At 73.8% G+C, this 17,021-nt stretch carries 13 protein-coding genes; 3 read left to right on the top strand and 10 right to left on the bottom strand.

Annotated elements, in window-relative coordinates:
* Positions 1-8: 8 nt before the first annotated feature.
* The 5 genes from ACFV9M_RS01445 to ACFV9M_RS01425 all read right to left on the bottom strand — a co-directional run bounded on the left by ACFV9M_RS01445 (position 9) and on the right by ACFV9M_RS01425 (position 6,809).
* Complete coding sequence (locus tag ACFV9M_RS01445) at positions 9-956, bottom strand: superoxide dismutase (protein ID WP_385069772.1); 948 nt, start codon at positions 954-956, stop codon at positions 9-11.
* Positions 957-1,136: 180 nt separating this feature from the next.
* Positions 1,137-2,291 (bottom strand): alkaline phosphatase PhoX, encoded by a 1,155-nt coding sequence (locus ACFV9M_RS01440; RefSeq protein WP_385069774.1) that lies wholly within the window; start codon positions 2,289-2,291, stop codon positions 1,137-1,139.
* A 314-nt stretch (positions 2,292-2,605) separates the two neighbouring features.
* Entirely contained in the window at positions 2,606-2,965 is a 360-nt protein-coding gene (gene nirD, locus ACFV9M_RS01435) for a nitrite reductase small subunit NirD (protein WP_385069775.1), read from the bottom strand.
* Positions 2,962-5,586 carry a nitrite reductase large subunit NirB gene (nirB, locus tag ACFV9M_RS01430; RefSeq protein WP_385069777.1) on the bottom strand — a complete coding sequence of 875 codons (2,625 nt, stop codon included), beginning with the start codon at positions 5,584-5,586 and terminating at the stop codon, positions 2,962-2,964. The genes nirD and nirB overlap by 4 nt, the downstream gene beginning before the upstream one ends.
* Entirely contained in the window at positions 5,586-6,809 is a 1,224-nt protein-coding gene (locus ACFV9M_RS01425) for an NAD(P)/FAD-dependent oxidoreductase (protein ID WP_385069778.1), read from the bottom strand. Before ACFV9M_RS01425 ends, nirB begins: the two co-directional genes overlap by 1 nt.
* Positions 6,810-7,032: 223 nt before the next feature.
* Here ACFV9M_RS01425 and ACFV9M_RS01420 point away from each other — a divergent pair, with 223 nt between their 5' ends.
* Entirely contained in the window at positions 7,033-7,815 is a 783-nt protein-coding gene (locus tag ACFV9M_RS01420) for a sulfite exporter TauE/SafE family protein (RefSeq protein WP_385069780.1), read from the top strand.
* Between the two features lie 373 nt (positions 7,816-8,188).
* Here the strand turns inward: ACFV9M_RS01420 and ACFV9M_RS01415 are convergent, their stop codons facing one another.
* From ACFV9M_RS01415 to ACFV9M_RS01405, 3 genes are all read right to left on the bottom strand, one after another.
* Positions 8,189-8,836 (bottom strand): class F sortase, encoded by a 648-nt coding sequence (locus ACFV9M_RS01415; RefSeq protein ID WP_385069781.1) that lies wholly within the window; start codon positions 8,834-8,836, stop codon positions 8,189-8,191.
* Between the two features lie 117 nt (positions 8,837-8,953).
* Positions 8,954-9,484: a hypothetical protein gene (locus tag ACFV9M_RS01410; RefSeq protein ID WP_385069783.1), complete on the bottom strand. Its 531-nt coding sequence runs from the start codon at positions 9,482-9,484 to the stop codon at positions 8,954-8,956.
* 243 nt (positions 9,485-9,727) lie between these two features.
* The gene (locus ACFV9M_RS01405) at positions 9,728-10,162 is read right to left on the bottom strand and encodes a gamma-glutamylcyclotransferase family protein (protein WP_385069785.1); all 435 of its coding nucleotides are present in this window, start codon (positions 10,160-10,162) and stop codon (positions 9,728-9,730) included.
* Between the two features lie 131 nt (positions 10,163-10,293).
* On the opposite strand from ACFV9M_RS01405, the gene ACFV9M_RS01400 reads away from it, so the two are divergent.
* The gene (locus ACFV9M_RS01400; protein ID WP_385069787.1) at positions 10,294-11,952 is read left to right on the top strand and encodes a M4 family metallopeptidase; all 1,659 of its coding nucleotides are present in this window, start codon (positions 10,294-10,296) and stop codon (positions 11,950-11,952) included.
* A gap of 214 nt (positions 11,953-12,166) precedes the next feature.
* Complete coding sequence (locus tag ACFV9M_RS01395; protein ID WP_385069789.1) at positions 12,167-13,969, top strand: tannase/feruloyl esterase family alpha/beta hydrolase; 1,803 nt, start codon at positions 12,167-12,169, stop codon at positions 13,967-13,969.
* A gap of 116 nt (positions 13,970-14,085) precedes the next feature.
* Here ACFV9M_RS01395 and ACFV9M_RS01390 read toward each other — a convergent pair whose 3' ends face one another.
* Both ACFV9M_RS01390 and ACFV9M_RS01385 read right to left on the bottom strand, forming a co-directional pair.
* Entirely contained in the window at positions 14,086-16,257 is a 2,172-nt protein-coding gene (locus ACFV9M_RS01390) for a molybdopterin oxidoreductase family protein (RefSeq protein WP_385069790.1), read from the bottom strand.
* A gap of 409 nt (positions 16,258-16,666) precedes the next feature.
* Complete coding sequence (locus ACFV9M_RS01385; protein WP_385069791.1) at positions 16,667-16,975, bottom strand: hypothetical protein; 309 nt, start codon at positions 16,973-16,975, stop codon at positions 16,667-16,669.
* Between the last annotated feature and the right edge of the window lie 46 nt (positions 16,976-17,021).

Raw genomic sequence — 17,021 nt, 5'->3', positions numbered from 1 at the left:
CGTTCGGGTCAGAGCGGTACCGCCACCCCCGTGAACGTCGTCTCCGGGGTCTGGGGGCTGGTGAAGCGGGCGTTGACGACGTAGAGGCGGTTGTGGTGGCGGGCGGCTGTGGTGGGGACGTCGAAGTGGGGGGAGGTGATCGTGCGGGTGAGGGTGGCGGTGGTGGCCGTCCTGTCGAGGGTCCAGACGGTGATCTTGTTGAGGCGGTTCTGTACGACGTACAGGGTGCGGCCGACGCGCAGCAGGCCGTCGCCGTTGGTGACGTCGGTCGCGCCGGTCAGGGTGATCCGGGTGGCGTGGCCGGTCCGGATGCTCACCCGGTACAGCTGTCCGGCGTTGACGACGATCAGGCCGCGGCCGTCGGGCGTGGCGACGAGGCCGTTGGCGCTGTTGGTCCCGGCGGGTGCCTGGACCCAGTCGCCGGTGAGGGGGAGCGCGCGCACCTCGCCGCCGCGGCCGCGCGGGACGCCGTACAGGACGGCGTCGCGGGAGTCGGTGAACCAGGCGCGGTCCCCGTGCAGGACGACGTCGTTGATGAAGGGCGCCGCGTTGCGGGTGAGCTGGTGGGTGGCGAGCAGCTCGCCCGAGCGCGAGTCGATGATCCTCGCGGTTCCGCCGGCGCCGCCGCTGACGTACAGCAGGCCGTCGTCGTCCAGTTTCAGGCCGATCGACGCGAGGCCGGTGCCGCCCTCGTGGAGCACGGTGCCCTCGCCGGTGCGCAGGTCGGTGCGGTAGACGCCGCCGTGGGCGCGGGAGCCCATGTAGGCGTACGGCCTGCTGCCGATGGTGATGCCTTCGGGGAGCCAGCCGTCGGGGAGCGGGAACACCGTCGGCCAGGTGGCCGTGCCGGGGCGGGACGGTGTGGCGGTGGCGGTGGCCGGGGCCGCGGTGGCCGTGAGGGTGAGGGCGGCCAAGGCGCCGCCGAGGACGGTGCGGCGGGACGGGTCGGGGGTCATGTCGGTGCCTCCGGGGTGAGGTCGGGCGGCGGACTCGTCATGCACGGCTTTGCTTCCATCGTGAACTCCGATGGCGAGTAACGAGCCGCCGGCCGACCGGGTTCCCCCTCTGCCTGTCAGGTTCCTTTCAATATTGCTGTCGGTTCGCTGTCGGCGGTCCCTTGGCCGCCCATGGGGTGTCTATGTGCGGAACGGGCCCGTCACCTCGTACGTGATGCCCCCCGACGAGCTGCCCGACGTGCCGCGCTGGCTGGAGAAGTACAGGCGTGTGCCGTCGGGGGAGAAGGCCGGGCCGGTGATCTCCGAGGCCGACTGGCCGTCGATGCGGAGGAAGGGGGCGACGACGTCGTCCGGGGTGATCACGCAGATCTCCATGTTCCCGCCGTCCTCCGCCACGAACAGGTCGCCGGAGGCGGCGCCGGTGACGTTGTCGACGCCGGTCAGGGGAGCCGTGCCGGACGTCACCAGGGAGTCGTCGTAGGCGAGGTCGATCGTCTGGGCCGCCGCGTCGTACCGCCAGACGCGGTTGTCGCCCTTCGTCGTGAACCAGCACGTGCCGTCCGCGTAGTAGCAGCCTTCGCCGCCGTTGAAGCGCTTGGCGCCGGAGACCTGGTTGCGGGTGGCGGTGGCGCCGGTGGGGTCCGGGACCGGCGACCAGGTCACCGGGCCGCTCGTCGCGCTCCCCGCCACCAGCACCTCCAGCGTGCCGGCCGACAGGTCGCCCCACGTCGTCGGGCGGAAGCGGTAGAAGCAGCCGTCGGTGACGTCCTCGGTGAGGTAGACGACCCCGCGGACCGGGTCGGCGGCCGCCGCCTCGTGCTTGAAACGGCCCATCGCGTCCCGGCGCACCGCCGCCTTCACGCCCCAGGGGTCCGTCTCGTAGACGTATCCGCGGTCGACCTCCTCGCAGGACAGCCAGGTGTTCCACGGCGTCTTCCCGCCCGCGCAGTTGGTGCGGGTGCCGGAGAGGATGCGGTACGCGCCGGTCACCGTGCCCGACGACGAGAACGTCACCGCGCTCGCCCCGCCCGAGGGGTTGATCTCCGAGTTGGAGACGTAGATCCAGCCGGTGCCGTTCGCGTAGCAGGCGCCGCCGTCGGGTGCGTTGTGCCAGGTGTACGAGGTGCCGGTGACCGTCTGCCCGGAGCGGGCGATCACCCGGCTGGTGAAGCCGCTCGGGAGGCGGATGCCGTTGGTGTCCGGTGCGCCGAGCGCCCCGTACGGTCCGGTGCCGGGCTGGGCCGGCGCCGCGTACGCGGCGCCGCGCCAGAGGGTTCCGCCGAGCACGGCGGACCCGCCGATGACGGCGGCACGCAGGAGGGTACGACGTTCCACGCTCACTCCCAGGGGGTGTCGTGACCGCCCCGCCGCCGGTCGGCCGCGGGGTCGTGCGGTCAGGGAGGCTAGAAGCGCGGGGTGGCCATGCCGTGCACACGTCGTGACGGGGGAGTGCCCGGGGCGAGGACAGCGGTGGTCCGCCAGTCAGGTGGTGTGGCGCGACGACTGTCCGGTCATGCGACGGTCCGTTGAGGTGACGGTCGGTTGTGCGACTGACAGTCCGGTGAACCGGACCGGCCCGGGCGGGGTTCCGGCGGTCGGGGAGACCGCCGGGACCGCGCCCGGGCCGGTGGTGAGGCGGGGGCCGGCCGTCAGGCCGCCCGCACCTCGTAGGTGGTGATGCGGACCGTGTCGTCGTCCAGGCACTGCCCGCTGCGCAGGTCGAAGCGCTGCTTGAGCAGGGGCGAGGCGACGAACGGGCTGCCCTGCTGGGAACCCATCAGGCCGCGGGAGAGGACCGCCGCGCCGCCGAACGGGTCGCGGTTGTCGACGGCGTACAGCTCGCCCTTGCGGTCGCGGAACAGGGCGACCTGGCGGCCGTCCGGCAGCAGGGCGGCCACGCCCCGGCCGGGGATGAGCTGGTGCAGGTCGCAGACGGTGAACCAGTCGTCCGCCGGGGAGTCCAGCTTCAGCTGGACCTTCAGGTCGGTCGTCTCGGGTGCCAGGGTCATCGCTGGGCGCTTCCTTCCAGGACGTCTTCCGTGGGACGCATGCCGATGGAGAGCAGCGGCAGGTCGGGCTTGATCTGGTCGCGCTCGGGGACGAAGCCGACGACCGGGTCCGGGGTGTCGGGCGCGTTCACGAAGGACACGAACCGGGCCAGCTTCTCGGGGTCGTTGATGGTGGTGGCCCACTCGTCCGCGTAGTGCGCGACGTGCGCCGCCATCAGGGTCTCCAGCTCCTCGCAGATGCCGAGGGAGTCCTCCACGACCACGTCCCGGACGTGGTCCAGGCCGCCGGGGATCCGCTCCAGCCAGGTCGAGGTGCGCTCCAGGCGGTCGGCGGTGCGGATGTAGAACATCAGGAACCGGTCGATCAGGCGGATCAGCTCGGCGTCCGACAGGTCCTGGGCGAGCAGGTCCGCGTGGCGCGGGGTGGCGCCGCCGTTGCCGGCGACGTACAGGTTCCAGCCGTTGGCGGTGGCGATCACGCCGAAGTCCTTCGACTGGGCCTCCGCGCACTCGCGCTGGCAGCCGGAGACCGCCGACTTCAGCTTGTGCGGGGAGCGCAGCCCCCGGTAGCGCAGCTCCAGGTCGATCGCCATGCGGACGGAGTCCTGGACGCCGTAGCGGCACCAGGTCTGCCCGACACAGGACTTCACCGTCCGCAGCGACTTGCCGTAGGCGTGCCCGGACTCGAAGCCGGCGTCCACCAGGCGGGTCCAGATGAGGGGGAGCTGTTCGACGCGGGCGCCGAACATGTCGATCCGCTGGCCGCCGGTGATCTTCGTGTAGAGGCCGAAGTCGCGGGCGATCTCGCCGATCACGATCAGGCCCTCGGGGGTGATCTCGCCGCCGGGGATGCGCGGGACGACCGAGTACGAGCCGTTCTTCTGGAGGTTGGCCAGGAAGTGGTCGTTGGTCTCCTGGAGGGCCGCCTGCTCGCCGTCGAGGACGTAGCCGCTCGCGCCGATCGTCGGGGCGAGGGAGGCGATGATCGAGGCGACGGCGGGCTTGCAGATGTCGCAGCCGTCGCCGCCCCGGGCGTCCTCGCGGCCGTAGCGGTCGAGGAGGTCCTGGTAGGTGTTGATGCGCAGGGCGAGGACGATCTCGTAGAGCTCCTCGCGGGTCTGCGAGAAGCAGGCGCACAGGCCCTTGTCGACCACGACGCCGCTCGCCTCCAGCTCGGCGGTGACGAGCTGGCCGAGGACCTTGACGCAGGAGCCGCAGCCGGTGCCGGCCTTGGTGCACTTCTTCACCTCGGGCACGGTCGTGCACTGGTGGTCGGTGACCGCGCCGCGGATCGTGCCCTTGGAGACGTTGTGGCACGAGCAGATGATCGCGTCGTCGGGGAGGGCGGACGGGCCGAGCTGGGCCGGGGCGCCGGCGCCGGCGGGCAGGACCAGCGCCTCGGGCGAGACCGGCGGGACCGAGCCGGTGAACGCGCGCAGCGTGCCGTACGCCTCCGCGTCGCCGACCAGGATGCCGCCGAGCAGCGTGCCGTCGCGGCCGATGACCAGCTTCTTGTACAGACCCGAGCGGGAGTCGGAGTAGACGACGTCGAGGCAGTCCTCGGTGGTGCCGTGCGCGTCGCCGAAGGAGGCCACGTCCACGCCGAGCAGCTTCAGCTTGGTGGAGAGATCGGCGCCCGTGAACGCGGCCTCGTCGGCGGCGATCGTCGCGGCGGCCGTCTCGGCCTGCTCGTACCCGGGGGCGACCAGGCCGTACACCCGGCCGTCGGCGGCGAGCGCGCACTCGCCGATCGCGAACACGTGCGGGTCGGCGACCGTGCGGCACTGCTCGTCGACGCTGATGCCGCCGCGCTCGCCGACCGTCAGACCGCAGTCGCGGGCCAGCTGGTCGCGGGGGCGGACACCGGCGCTGAACACCACCAGGTCGGTGGCGAGTTCGGAGCCGTCGGACAGCTTCATGCCGGTGACCGCGCCCGACTCGTCGACGACGATCTCCTGCGTGCCCACACCGGTGTGGACGGACAGGCCCATGTCCTCGATGGTGCGCAGCAGCGCGGCGCCGCCGCCCTCGTCGACCTGGACGGGCATCAGGCGGGGCGCGAACTCCACGATGTGGCTGGTGAGTCCGAGGCCCTTCAGCGCGCCCGCGGCCTCGAGGCCGAGCAGACCGCCGCCGACCACCGCACCGGTCGTCGCCGTCTTGGCGTACTCCTCGATGGCGAGGAGGTCCTCGATCGTGCGGTAGACGAAACAGCCCTGGGCGTCCTTGTTGGGGACCGGCGGGACGAAGGGGTAGGAGCCGGTGGCGAGGACGAGGGTGTCGTACTCGAAGACCTGGCCGGACCGGGCCGTGACCTTCCTCGCCGCACGGTCGACCGTCTCCGCCGGGTCGCCCACGTACAGCTCGATGCCGTGCTGCTCGATGAACGCCATGTCGGTCATGGAGAGGTCCTCGGGGGTCTTCCCCGAGAAGTACGAGGTGAGCTGGACGCGGTCGTACGCGGGGCGAGGCTCCTCGCACAGCACGACCACGCGGTGCGTGGCGGTCAGGCCGCGCTCGGCGAGCGCTTCGAGGAAGCGCTGGCCGACCATGCCGTGGCCGACGAGCACGATCGTGGGGCGGGGGCCGGTCCCCACAGGTGCGGTCGTGGTCGTGGACATCAGGAGCCTCCATCGTTGGTGAGCAGGTGGAGCAGAGGAGCGCCGTTGCGCGGGAGCGGCTCTGCTCCCTCCCAGGCGCGCGCGAGCGCGCCGACGGTGCCGAGTTCGCCGACGAGGACCCCGCCGACCAGGCGGTCGTCGCGGACGACGACCTTGCGGTAGGTGCCGCGGGTGGCGTCGGCGAGCTGGACGACGTCGTCGCCGGGGCGTGCCTCGGTCTCGCCGAACGCGGCGAGGTCGAAGGCGGTGGTGCCGTTGAGCGTGAGGCGGGTCAGGGAACGGGTGCCGGTGTAGCGGGCGCCGGTGTTCCCGGCGGTGCCCGCGAGCAGTTCGGCCAGTACGTCGGCCTGTTCCAGGGCGGGGGCGGCGAGGCCGTAGACGTTCCCGTCGTGCTGGGCGCAGTCGCCGATCGCCCGGATGTGCGGGTCGCAGGTGCGCAGTTCGTCGTCGACGAGGACGCCCTTGTGGACGGCGAGCCCGGCCGTCTTGGCGAGGCCGGCGCGGGGGTGGACCCCGCAGGCCAGCACCACCAGGTCGGCGTCGAGGGCGTATCCGTCGGCCATCTCCACCGAGCGGACCGCGCCGCCGACGCAGCGCACGTCGCGCACCCGGCACTCGGTGTGCACCTCGACGCCGAGGTCCTTCAGGTGCCGCAGGACGAGCTTCGAGGCGCCCGGGTCGAGCTGGCGCTCCATCAGCCGCTCGGACTGCTGGGCGAGGACGACCTGCGCGCCGCGCACGGCGAGCGCGCGGGCCGCGGAGACCCCGAGGAGTCCGCCGCCGATGACGACGGCCCGCACGCCCGGCCGGACCGCCTTGGACAGGCCCAGGCAGTCGTCCATGGTCCGGAACGCGTGCACGCCCTCGGGCAGGACGTGGTCCGGGGTGAACAGGCCGCGCAGCGGCGGCAGTACCGGGTTGGAGCCGGTCGCCAGCACCAGCGTGTCGTATGCGATCTCCGAGCCGTCCGCGCAGGCGACGGCGCGCCGTTCGCGGTCGATGCCGGTGACGCGGGCGCGCACCAGTTCGGCCGGTGCGGGCAGCGCGATCACCTCGGGGGCGTACCGGCCGGCCAGCACCTCGGCGAGCAGGACCCGGTTGTACGGGACGTGCTCCTCCTCGCCGATCAGCAGGGCGGGCGTGCCGAGCTCACCGAGCCGCCGGGCGAGCCGTACGCCCGCGAGGCCGGCGCCGATCACCACCACACGCGAATTCGAGGTCATGCCGTCGAGCGTGCGGTGCGGAGGTTACCCGGCCGCATCACGGTTGTTTCCCGCGAGGAACGCTGCCCTCAGCGGGGGCGGCGGACAGGTGTGAGGGTTCTGAGCCGGCGGCGCCGGGGGGCGGTGAGGACAAGGGGTGCGGGCCCGTCGGGCGGGTCCGCAACCTCAGGACCTGCTCAGATCGGTGGACGGGACATGTATCCGGCCCCGTAGGGTCGCGTCCATGCCTGACATACCGATGACCATGGTGGCCGTCCTCTGTCTCGCCGCCCTCGCGGCCGGCTGGATCGACGCCGTGGTCGGCGGCGGCGGGCTGCTGCTGCTCCCGGCGCTCCTGCTCGGCCTGCCGGTCGGCGGCCCGGCCGCGCACGCGCTCGGCACCAACAAGGCGGTGGCCATCGTGGGCACCGCCGGGGCGGCGGTCACATACGCCCGCCGGGCGCCGGTCGACGTGGGGATGGCCGTCCGGATCGGGCTCGCCGCGCTCGCCGGGTCGTCGGCGGGGGCGTTCTTCGCGGCCGGGATGAGCACCGACGTGCTCAAGCCGGTGATCATGGTGGTGCTGCTGGGGGTGGCCGCCTTCGTCATCCTGCGCCCCGCGTTCGGCACGGCCCCCGCGACCGGACCGGCCGGACCGCGCCGGATCCTCGCCGCCATCGGCCTCGCGGGCCTCGGCATCGGCTTCTACGACGGTCTCGTCGGCCCCGGCACCGGCACCTTCCTCGTCCTGGCGCTGACCGCCGTGCTCCACCACGACCTGGTGACCGCCTCCGCCACCGCGAAGATCGTCAACTGCTGCACCAACGCGGGCGCCCTCGCGATGTTCGCCTGGCAGGGGGCCGTGCTGTGGCAACTGGCCGGACTGATGGCCGTGTTCAACCTGGCGGGCGGCATGCTGGGGGCCCGGACGGCACTGAAGAAGGGCAGCGGGTTCGTGCGCGTCGTGCTGCTGACGGTGGTGTTCGCGCTGGTGGCGAACCTGGCGTACGAGCAGTGGGTGGCCTGACGCCCAGGGCGGGCGGCCCTTCCGGCGCCTCGGTGGCGGGCGCGGCCTCCGGCACCCGGTGGCGGGTCCCCTTCCGGCGCCTCAGCGGCGGGCGCCGCCTCCGGCCCCCCGGCGGCGGGCCCCCTTCCGGCCCCCGGCCACGGGCGCCTCTTCCAATGCCCCAGCGGCGGACGCCCCTTCCGGTACCCCGACGGTGGGCCCCTCCGGTACCCCGGCCACGGGTGCCCCTTTCGACGCCCCCGGCCACGGGTGCCCTTTCCGACGCCCCCGGCCACGGGTGCCTGCCCCCTCCGGCCCCCCGGCCACGGGTGCCCCCTCCGGCGCCCCGGCGTCGGGCGCCCCCTCCGGCCCCCCGGCCGCGCACGCCCTGCGGTCAGCCCGTGCGACTGTCCGTCAGGTGGGCGAAGACGACCACGTTCGCCTGGTAGCCGGTGGTGCGGGAGTAGCCGCCGCCGCAGGTGATGACGCGCAGTTCAGGGCGTTTCGCCGCGCCGTAGACCGTCCTGTCGGGGAAGTCGCGCGCGTCGTACATCTCGACCGCGTCCACGGTGAACACCGCGACCGTGCCGTCGCGCCGGTCCACCTCGATCGTGGCGCCCCGCTCCAGTGCGCCCAGGTCGTAGAAGACGGCGGGGCCGTCGGTGGTGTCGACGTGGCCGGCGACGATCGCGGTGCCGGTCTCGCCGGGGGTGGTGCCGGACTCGTACCAGCCGGCGAGGTTGTCGTCCTCGGCGGGCGGCACGTCGAGGCTGCCGGACGCGGTCAGACCCAGGCCCGTGAGGGGGGCGTCGACGCGCAGGGACGGGATGCGGACGCGGTCGGGCGGGGAGGGCGGCAGCGGGGGAGCGGGCGCGGGCACGGGCGCGGACGTGGAGTGCGGGTCGGCGCGGCCCGGGTGCGCCTGGGCCGCGGACGGCCGCGGCGGGGCGTGCGAGTCGGCGCCGCTGTGCAGCAGCCACGCACCCGAGCAGAGGGCGACCGCGGTGACGGCCGCTATCGCGGAGTTGCCGACCCTGCGCATGCGAAGCACTCCTCTCGTGGACGGAGGCCCCGTGCCCCCCTCCGGGCCGCGAGGGGCGTCGGACCCGGAGGGGGAGGGGACATGCGGTACCGGCCGACGGACAGCGGAGGATGTCCGTCAGATCCCGTCGCCTCTCGCCCGGCGATGCAGGAGCCAGGTACCGCCCGCGGCGGCGACGGCGAGAGCCGCCACACCGGCCGCGGTCTGCACGGGATCGGGGCCCAGTGCGCCGCCGACCCCCGTCTTCACACTTCCTCGCGGATACACCTGCTGCGGCACGGCCGTCAGCGTCACCACCAGGTCCCCGGTGACCTTCCGGCCGTCCGCGGCGCACTCCGCGACGATCTCGTAGGTGCCCGGCTGCGCGCTCGGCGGCACCCGGAACCGCCCGACCGCCTCGCTCTCCCGGGCGCCGGGCGCCAGCGTGAAGCGCCCGGCGCCCACCGCGCCGGCGTCGCCCGCCGCCGTCGCCGGGGCCCCGCACGCCGCCGTCTCCACGGTGACCTCGTCGCCCGGCACCACGCTGGAGGGAGACACCTCCAGCCGGCCGGTGCCGGTGCCGGCGGCCCAGGCGGGCGCGGCGACGGCGCCCGCGGCGGCCACGGCGAACACGCTGCCGGTCAGCAGACGGACGGCGGTACGTCGCATCGGTGCTCCTCCGAGCTCGTCCAGGGCACGGCCCGCGGCATCCCCATGTGCCGCTGCGTCGGTCGCGTCCCTGCCCTTACGAGGTAAGTCCCGGCGGCGCGAACGCGCTTCTCGAGAGGGCGTCGGCAAGGAGGTGAACGGGGGGCGGGACGCGTGACCGCCGGGGCGTTCGGGCAGGTCACCGCCGTGCGGCGGGTGTCCGGCGGAAAACCGCGGGGCGAGGGTGTGAACGGGTGACCGGCCTCACCGCACGGTCCCGCCGCGCCCCCTCCACTCCCCGCCCGGGATCGGCTCGCCGTGCGCCCTCAGCCGGGCCGCCACGCCGGGCGCGGCGAGGTACACCCAGGCCCGCACCGGTCGTCCGACGCCGTCCCGGAGCACCTCCCGGACCACCCGCTCGTACAGGTTGCGCGGGTCCCCCGGCCGGTACTCCTCCAGGCGGTCGAGGTCGGCGAGGAGGCGTTCGTAGGCCTCGGGGAGCGCGGTGACGAGGTCTCCGGTGACGAGCCCGCCGGACTCCTCCACGGCGTACGGGTAGCCGGGGCCGTCGTACAGCACCGCGTCCCGGAGGCGGGCGGGCTCCTCGGGGAGGGTGCGGCCGCGCAGCAGAAGGCCGTGGTTGGCCTCGCCGGGGCGCAGGGTGCCGTAGACGAAGAAGGGCAGCTCCGGAACGCTCACGGAAACGATTCTCTCCCCTCACTCCTCCCGCACGTGAGCGCTATGGACATGACATGTCCGGGGCCTCTTGAATCTCAGGACCACGTCAGCGCCACCCCCCACGCGCCCCTGGCGCCTTCCTGAGGAGACCGATGCGCCGGATACGGCCGCACGCCCGAGGTTCCCGTTCCGCCACCGCAGGCATCGCCGCCACCACGGCCACCCTCCTGGCCGCCGTCCTCACCCCCACGACCGCCGCCACCGCCGCGGCGGCGGACCGCCCGGACCGGGCCACCGCGATCGGCAACGCCGCCTCCGCCCTCGCCGCGCACGCCGCGAGCCTGGGACTGACCGCCGCCCAGGGCACCTCCGTCCGGGACGTCATCGTCGACCCGGACGGCACCCAGCACGTCCGCTACGACCGAAGCTACCGCCGACTCCCCGTGCTGGGAGGGGACTTCGTGGTGCATCTCGCCCCGGACGGCACGTACCGCGGCGCGGACCGGGCGACGCGCGGCGCGGTCTCCCTCTCCACCGTGACCCCCGCGCTCACCGCCCCGAAGGCCGCCGACGCCGCCGCCGACGCCCTGCGCGCCGTCCACCTCGACGAGGCCCTGAAGAAGCTCACCGCCAAGCCCCGCCTGGTCGTCGACGCCCTGCACGGCGCCCCCAGGCTCGCCTGGCGGACGGAGGTCGCCGCCCTGGACCCCCTCGGCAACCCGGTCGCCCGCGCCGTGCTGACCGACGCGGCGACCGGCGCCGAGATCGACGCCTGGGACACCCTGGAGTCCGCGACGGGCGACGGGCGGTCCCTGTACGGCGGCACGGTCCCGCTGGAGACGACCCCGTCCGGCTCGGCGTACCAGCTCAAGGACCCCACCCGCGGCGACACGTACACCGGTGACGCCGCGGGCCGCACCGACCTGTGCGTCCTCGGCATCTGTGTCGGCCGCGCGCCCTCGACCGTCTTCACGGACGCCGACAACCACTGGGGCACGGGCGCGGCCGCCGACCGTGCGACGGCCGCCGTCGACGCCCAGTACGGCACCGACATGACCTGGGACTACTACCAGGAGGTCCACGGCCGCAACGGCATCGCCGGCGACGGCAAGGGCTCCTACAACCGCGTCCACTACGGCAACGGCTACAACAACGCCTTCTGGGACGACAGTTGCTTCTGCATGACGTACGGCGACGGTGACGGCACGCAGCTCGGCCCGCTGGTGTCGCTGGACGTGGCCGGCCACGAGATGACCCACGGCGTGACCTCCGCGACGGCGAACCTGGCCTACTCCGGCGAGTCCGGCGGCCTGAACGAGGCGACCTCCGACATCCTCGGCACGCTGGTGGAGTTCCACGCCGGCAACGCCTCCGACCCCGGCGACTACCTGATCGGCGAGAAGATCGTGCGCTCCGGCTTCGGCCGGGAGGCCCTGCGCTTCATGGACCGGCCGTCCGGGGACGGCAGCTCCGCCGACTACTGGAGCAGCACGGTGGGCGACCTCGACGTGCACTACTCCTCGGGCGTCGCCAACCACTTCGCGTTCCTGCTGGCGGAGGGCAGCGGTACCCGCACCGTCAACGGCGTCACCTACGACTCGCCGACCTTCGACGGCTCCACGGTGACGGGCATCGGCCGGGACAAGCTCGGCAGCATCTGGTACCGGGCGCTGACGGTGTACATGACGTCCTCGACGGACTACGCGGGCGCCCGCACCGCCACCCTCGCCGCGGCCCGCGACCTCTACGGCGCCGGCAGCACCGAGCACGAGGCGGTGGCGGCGGCCTGGAGCGCGGTCAACGTCACCTGACCGCCTCCGTGCGGACGACACGGCGAGGGCCGGTGCCCCGGGCGGGGTGCCGGCCTTCGTGGTGCGGGGACCGAGGCCCGGGAGGTGTGCGGGGCTCGTGAATCCCGACCCAATTGTTGCGCAAATTGTTGACGATATCGCCGACGTGAATAACGCTACCCGCTCGACGCACCATCGCTCGCCCCGAGCGACGCACCCAACGAGAGGGGAACCCATGCGCTGGTCCTTCGGACGGTCACCCGTCCGCGGCAGAGCGAGAGCGGTCGCCGGCGCCTGCGCGGCCACGCTGCTCGCGGCAGTGCTGGTGCCGGTCGGCGCCGCGGGGTCCGCCGCGGCCCCGCAGACCCGCCGCGTGTACACGGCGGACGGACTGGAGAAACTGCCCGCGGTCAAGCCCGTACGGGCCTGCGCCGACGTGACCGGTCTCGATCTGGACGGGGTCACCGACGCGGCGGTCACGATCCGTTCCGCGAAGGTCGTGACCACCGGTGCGGCCGCCCCCTACTGCGAGGTGCAGGGCACCGTCGCCCCGGCGAACACCATCGTCCTGCGCCTGCCCGTCGAGGGCTGGACGCAGCGCTACGTCCAGACCGGCTGCGGCGGCCTGTGCGGCACCGCCTCCATCAACTACGGCCAGGCCTCCACCTGTCCCGTCGTCCAGGACGGCACGGTCGCCAGCGCCACCACCGACATGGGCCACCAGGGCCAGAACGACGGCTCCTGGGCCCTGGACCCGCAGGCGCAGATCGACTTCGCCTACCGGGGCGTCCACGTCACCGCCCAGGTCGCCAAGGCGGTCATCAAGCGGTTCTACGGCCAACGGCCCGCCTACTCGTACTTCACCGGCTGCTCGGACGGCGGCCGTGAGGCGCTGATGGAGGCGCAGCGCTACCCGGACGACTTCGACGGCATCGCCGCCGGAGCGCCCGCGAACAACATGGTCGTCCAGAACACCTTCCACCACGCCTGGAACGTGCTCACCAACAAGGACGAGAACGGCGACTACATCCTCCTCGCCGACAAGCTGCCCCTGATCCACCGGGCCGTGCTCGACGCCTGCGACGCGCTGGACGGCCTGACGGACGGACTCCTCGACGACCCGCGCCGCTGCGACTTCGACCCGCGGACCCTGGTGTGCGCGTCGGGCCAGGACACGTCGACGTGTCTGACCGCGGCGCAGGCCGGCGTGGTCCAGCGGCTGCACGACGGCGCCACGGACGCGCAGGGCCGCCGCCTGGAGATCGCGATCTCGCACGAGTGGGGCTCGGAGCTGGAGTGGACGCTGTTCGTCCCCACCGCCCAGGGCCAGACCGTGGCCAGCGAGAACTTCGTGACGTCCTTCGCCCGCTACCTCGCCTACACCAACGCCCCGAACCCCGGCTTCCAGCTCTCCGACCTGGAGTTCACGGCCGAGTCGTTCTGGAACACCGTCCAGTCCTCCGCGTACCTCTCCGCGACGGACCCCGACCTCAGCGCCTTCCGCGAGAGCGGCGGCAAGCTGCTGCTGTGGCACGGCTGGAACGACCAGCACATCTCGCCGCAGGGCACGCTGGCGTACTACGACGCGATGCGCGAGACGATGGGCGCGAGCACGGTCGACCGGTTCGCCGAGCTGTACATGTTCCCCGGAGTGGCGCACTGCGGCGGCGGTGACGGCCCCAACACCTTCGACGTCCTCACGCCGGTGATGGCCTGGGCGGAGAGCGCGACCCGGCCCGGGAAGATCGTCGCGTCCAACGTCTCCGACGGAACGGTGACGCGCACCCGCCCGGTCTACCCCTATCCCAGCGTCGCCCGCTACGACGGCACGGGAAGCGTCGACGACGCCGCCAACTTCGTCGCGTACACGCCGTCGACCCGCGGCGACGCCGCAGCCGACACCGACGCAGACGACTACGGCTGGCTCGGCGAACGCCTCTACTCCCACGGCTACCAGACCTGGTGCCGGGTGGTCGACGGCAAGCTGGAGTGCCGCCCGAGCCGAACCTGGCTGACGGCACGCGCGAGCGGCGTGTAGCGGCTCCGCCAAGGAAAAAGAACGGACCAGGGACGGTGTCCCCCCGTGGGGCACCGGCCCTGGTCCGTGGTCCTTCCGGCCCCCTGCTCCTGCTGCGGCTGCGGCTGCGGCTGCGGCTACGGCTGGGGCTGGGGCTGGGGCCCCACGGCCTCCACCCGTACCGCGCACACCTTGAACTCCGGCATGCGTGACGTCGGGTCCAGGGCCGGGTTGGTCAGGGTGTTGGCGCGGCCCTCGCCCGGCCAGTGGAAGGGCATGAAGACGGTGTCGGGGCGGATGCCGGTGGTGATGCGGGCCGGTGCCACCGCGCGGCCCCGCCGCGAGACCACCGCCACCGGGTCGCCCTCGGCCGCACCCAGCCGGTCGGCGAGCCGGGGGTGCAGTTCGACGAACGGGCCGGGCGCGGCGGCGTTCAGCTCGTCCACGCGCCGGGTCTGGGCCCCGGACTGGTACTGGGCGACGACCCGGCCGGTGGTGAGCAGGACGGGGTACTCGTCGTCGGGCTCCTCGGCGGCGGGCCGGTGCGAGACGGGGACGAAGCGCGCCCGGCCGTCCGGGGTGGCGAACCGGTCGAGGAAGAGACGGGGCGTGCCGGGGTGGACGGTCGCCCGGGCGTCGTCGTCCCGCGCGGGACCGTCGGTGTCCGCGTCGAGCGAGGCGTCCTCGCGGTCGTCCGTCCCGCCGCCCGCCGGGCAGGGCCAGAACACCCCGTTCTCCTCGGCCAGCCGCCGGTAGGTGATCCCGGAGTAGTCGGCGGGCGCGCCCGCGGTGGCCCGGCGCAGTTCCTCGAAGACCTCCTCGGGGTCGGTCGGGAACCCCTTCTCCACGCCCAGCCGGGCGGCCAGCTCGTGCAGCACCTCCAGGTCGCTGCGCACGCCCTCGGGCGGGGTGACGGCCTGCCGCCGCAGCAGCACCCGTCCCTCCAGGCTGGTCGTGGTCCCGCTCTCCTCCGCCCACTGGGTCACCGGCAGGACCACGTCCGCGAGTTCCGCGGTCTCCGACAGCACGACGTCGCAGACCGCCAGGAACTCCAGCGACCTCAGCCGCTCCTCGACGTGCGCGGCGCGCGGCGCGGACACCACCGGGTTGGACCCCATCAGCAGCAGCGACCGCACGTCCGTGCCCAGCGCGTCCAGCAGCTCGTAGGCGCTGCGCCCGGGGCCGGGCAGCGAGGCCGGGTCCACGCCCCACACCTCGGCCACGTGACGCCGTGCCGCCGGGTCGTCCAGCTTGCGGTAGCCGGGCAGCTGGTCGGCCTTCTGGCCGTGCTCGCGGCCGCCCTGACCGTTGCCCTGGCCGGTCAGGCAGCCGTAGCCGGACAGCGGGCGTCCGGCCCGTCCGGTGGCCAGGCACAGGTTGATCCAGGCGCCCACGGTGTCGGTGCCCTTGGACTGCTGCTCGGGCCCGCGGGCCGTCAGCACCATCGCGGCCTCCGGCTCGCAGAACAGCCGTACGGTCTCGCGGAGCTGGGGGACGGACACCCCCGTGATCCGCTCCACGTACTCCGGCCAGTGGGCCATCGCCGCGGCCCGCGCGTCCTCCCAGCCGGACGTCCGCTCCCGTACGTACTCCTCGTCGACGCGGCCCTCGGCGACCACCAGGTGCAGCAGGCCGAGGGCGAGGGCCAGGTCGGTGCCGGGGCGGGGCATCAGGTGCAGGTCGGCCTGGTCGGCGGTCCTGGTGCGGCGCGGGTCGACGACGATCAGGGTGCCGCCGTTCTCCCGCAGCTCGTTGAAGAAGCGCAGCGACGGCGGCATGGTCTCCGCCAGGTTCGACCCGACGAGGATCACGCACCCCGTCCGCGGGATGTCCTCCAGCGGGAAGGGCAGCCCGCGGTCCAGGCCGAAGGCCTTCGTCCCGGCGGCCGCCGCGGACGACATGCAGAAGCGCCCGTTGTAGTCGATCTGCGAGGTGCCCAGCGCGACCCGGGCGAACTTGCCGAGCGTGTACGCCTTCTCGTTGGTCAGCCCGCCCCCGCCGAACACCCCGAGCGCGTCCGGCCCGTGCGCGGCGCGCACCCGGGACAGTTCGCCGGCGATCCGGTCGAGCGCCTCGTCCCAGGTGGCGGGCCGCAGCGTGCCGCCGGAGCGCACCAACGGGGAGGTCAGGCGGACGCTCGGGGACAGCACCTCCGGCGCCGTACGGCCCTTGCCGCACAGCGCTCCCCGGTTCACCGGGAAGTCGGTGCGCTCGACCACCTCGACGCCCCCCTGTGGCAGGGGCGACAGATTCATCCCGCACTGCAGGGCGCAGTACGGGCAGTGGGTGGGCGTCGAGGTGGTCTGCATGCGTTTCAGCGTGCTTCGGCCGTGTTACGCGCCGTGCGGCGTCCTGTTACGGCGGTGTGCTGGTGACCTCCCCGGAGGCGCCGGCCCGGCGTGAGGCGCGGGCGCCCCCGGGGACGGGGCGGGAGGGGACCGCCCCGTCGGACACCCTCTCGGGTGCCCCGTCGAACAGCCTGCCGGGTGCCCCGTCGGACACCCCGTCGGACACCCCGTCAGGGCCGGAGGAGCCGGGCCGGGGAGCGGAGGCGGGGCGGGCCGGGGAGCGGAGGCGGGCGGGCCGGGGAGCGAGGGCGGGGCGGGCCGGGGAGGAAGCGGCCGCCGCCACCTCCTCCCCGGCCCGGTCGGCCGGGTGGCGCGTCCCGGCCGGTCGGACGGCGCGCCCGGGCGGCCGGGTGCGCGCCGGGTCAGGCGGTCAGCACTCGTAGGCGTAGTACGGCTCGTCCCCCGGGTCCAGACCGATCGTCTCGGTCGCGCCGGCGCCGATCTGGATACACGACGGGTCCCACCCGTCGACCTCGACGCTGGCGGAGATCACGTGGCCGCAGGCGTTGCGGATGTGCGCCCACCACTGGCCGTAGCTGCCGAGCTTGGCGCAGCCCGGCTCCCTGGCCTGCACGGAGAGTTGGTCCACGGTGGTGGCCGAGGCGGTCCCCATGGCCGCCGGCACGGCGAACAGCGCCGCCGCGACGGCCGTGACGAACGCCGAGCGAAGTCCCGTCATCAGGTGTCCTTTCCCCCAAGGGCGGCGACGGCCGGACCCGCCGCCG

It is taken from the genome of Streptomyces sp. NPDC059895 (genome assembly GCF_042731035.1).
Classification (GTDB): Bacteria; Actinomycetota; Actinomycetes; order Streptomycetales; family Streptomycetaceae; genus Streptomyces.
Note: the sequence above shows the minus strand (reverse complement) of the source record. Positions and strands in the feature narration are given on the sequence as shown.

Bases quoted from the DNA above. Each gene is read 5' to 3' on its own strand.
- ACFV9M_RS01445 (WP_385069772.1), bottom strand. From the start codon at position 956: ATGACCCCCGACCCGTCCCGCCGCACCGTCCTCGGCGGCGCCTTGGCC.
- nirD (WP_385069775.1), bottom strand. From the start codon at position 2,965: ATGACCCTGGCACCCGAGACGACCGACCTGAAGGTCCAGCTGAAGCTG.
- nirB (WP_385069777.1), bottom strand. From the start codon at position 5,586: ATGTCCACGACCACGACCGCACCTGTGGGGACCGGCCCCCGCCCCACG.
- ACFV9M_RS01425 (WP_385069778.1), bottom strand. From the start codon at position 6,809: ATGACCTCGAATTCGCGTGTGGTGGTGATCGGCGCCGGCCTCGCGGGC.
- ACFV9M_RS01420 (WP_385069780.1), top strand. From the start codon at position 7,033: ATGCCTGACATACCGATGACCATGGTGGCCGTCCTCTGTCTCGCCGCC.
- ACFV9M_RS01415 (WP_385069781.1), bottom strand. From the start codon at position 8,836: ATGCGCAGGGTCGGCAACTCCGCGATAGCGGCCGTCACCGCGGTCGCC.
- ACFV9M_RS01410 (WP_385069783.1), bottom strand. From the start codon at position 9,484: ATGCGACGTACCGCCGTCCGTCTGCTGACCGGCAGCGTGTTCGCCGTG.
- ACFV9M_RS01400 (WP_385069787.1), top strand. From the start codon at position 10,294: ATGCGCCGGATACGGCCGCACGCCCGAGGTTCCCGTTCCGCCACCGCA.
- ACFV9M_RS01395 (WP_385069789.1), top strand. From the start codon at position 12,167: ATGCGCTGGTCCTTCGGACGGTCACCCGTCCGCGGCAGAGCGAGAGCG.
- ACFV9M_RS01390 (WP_385069790.1), bottom strand. From the start codon at position 16,257: ATGCAGACCACCTCGACGCCCACCCACTGCCCGTACTGCGCCCTGCAG.
- ACFV9M_RS01385 (WP_385069791.1), bottom strand. From the start codon at position 16,975: ATGACGGGACTTCGCTCGGCGTTCGTCACGGCCGTCGCGGCGGCGCTG.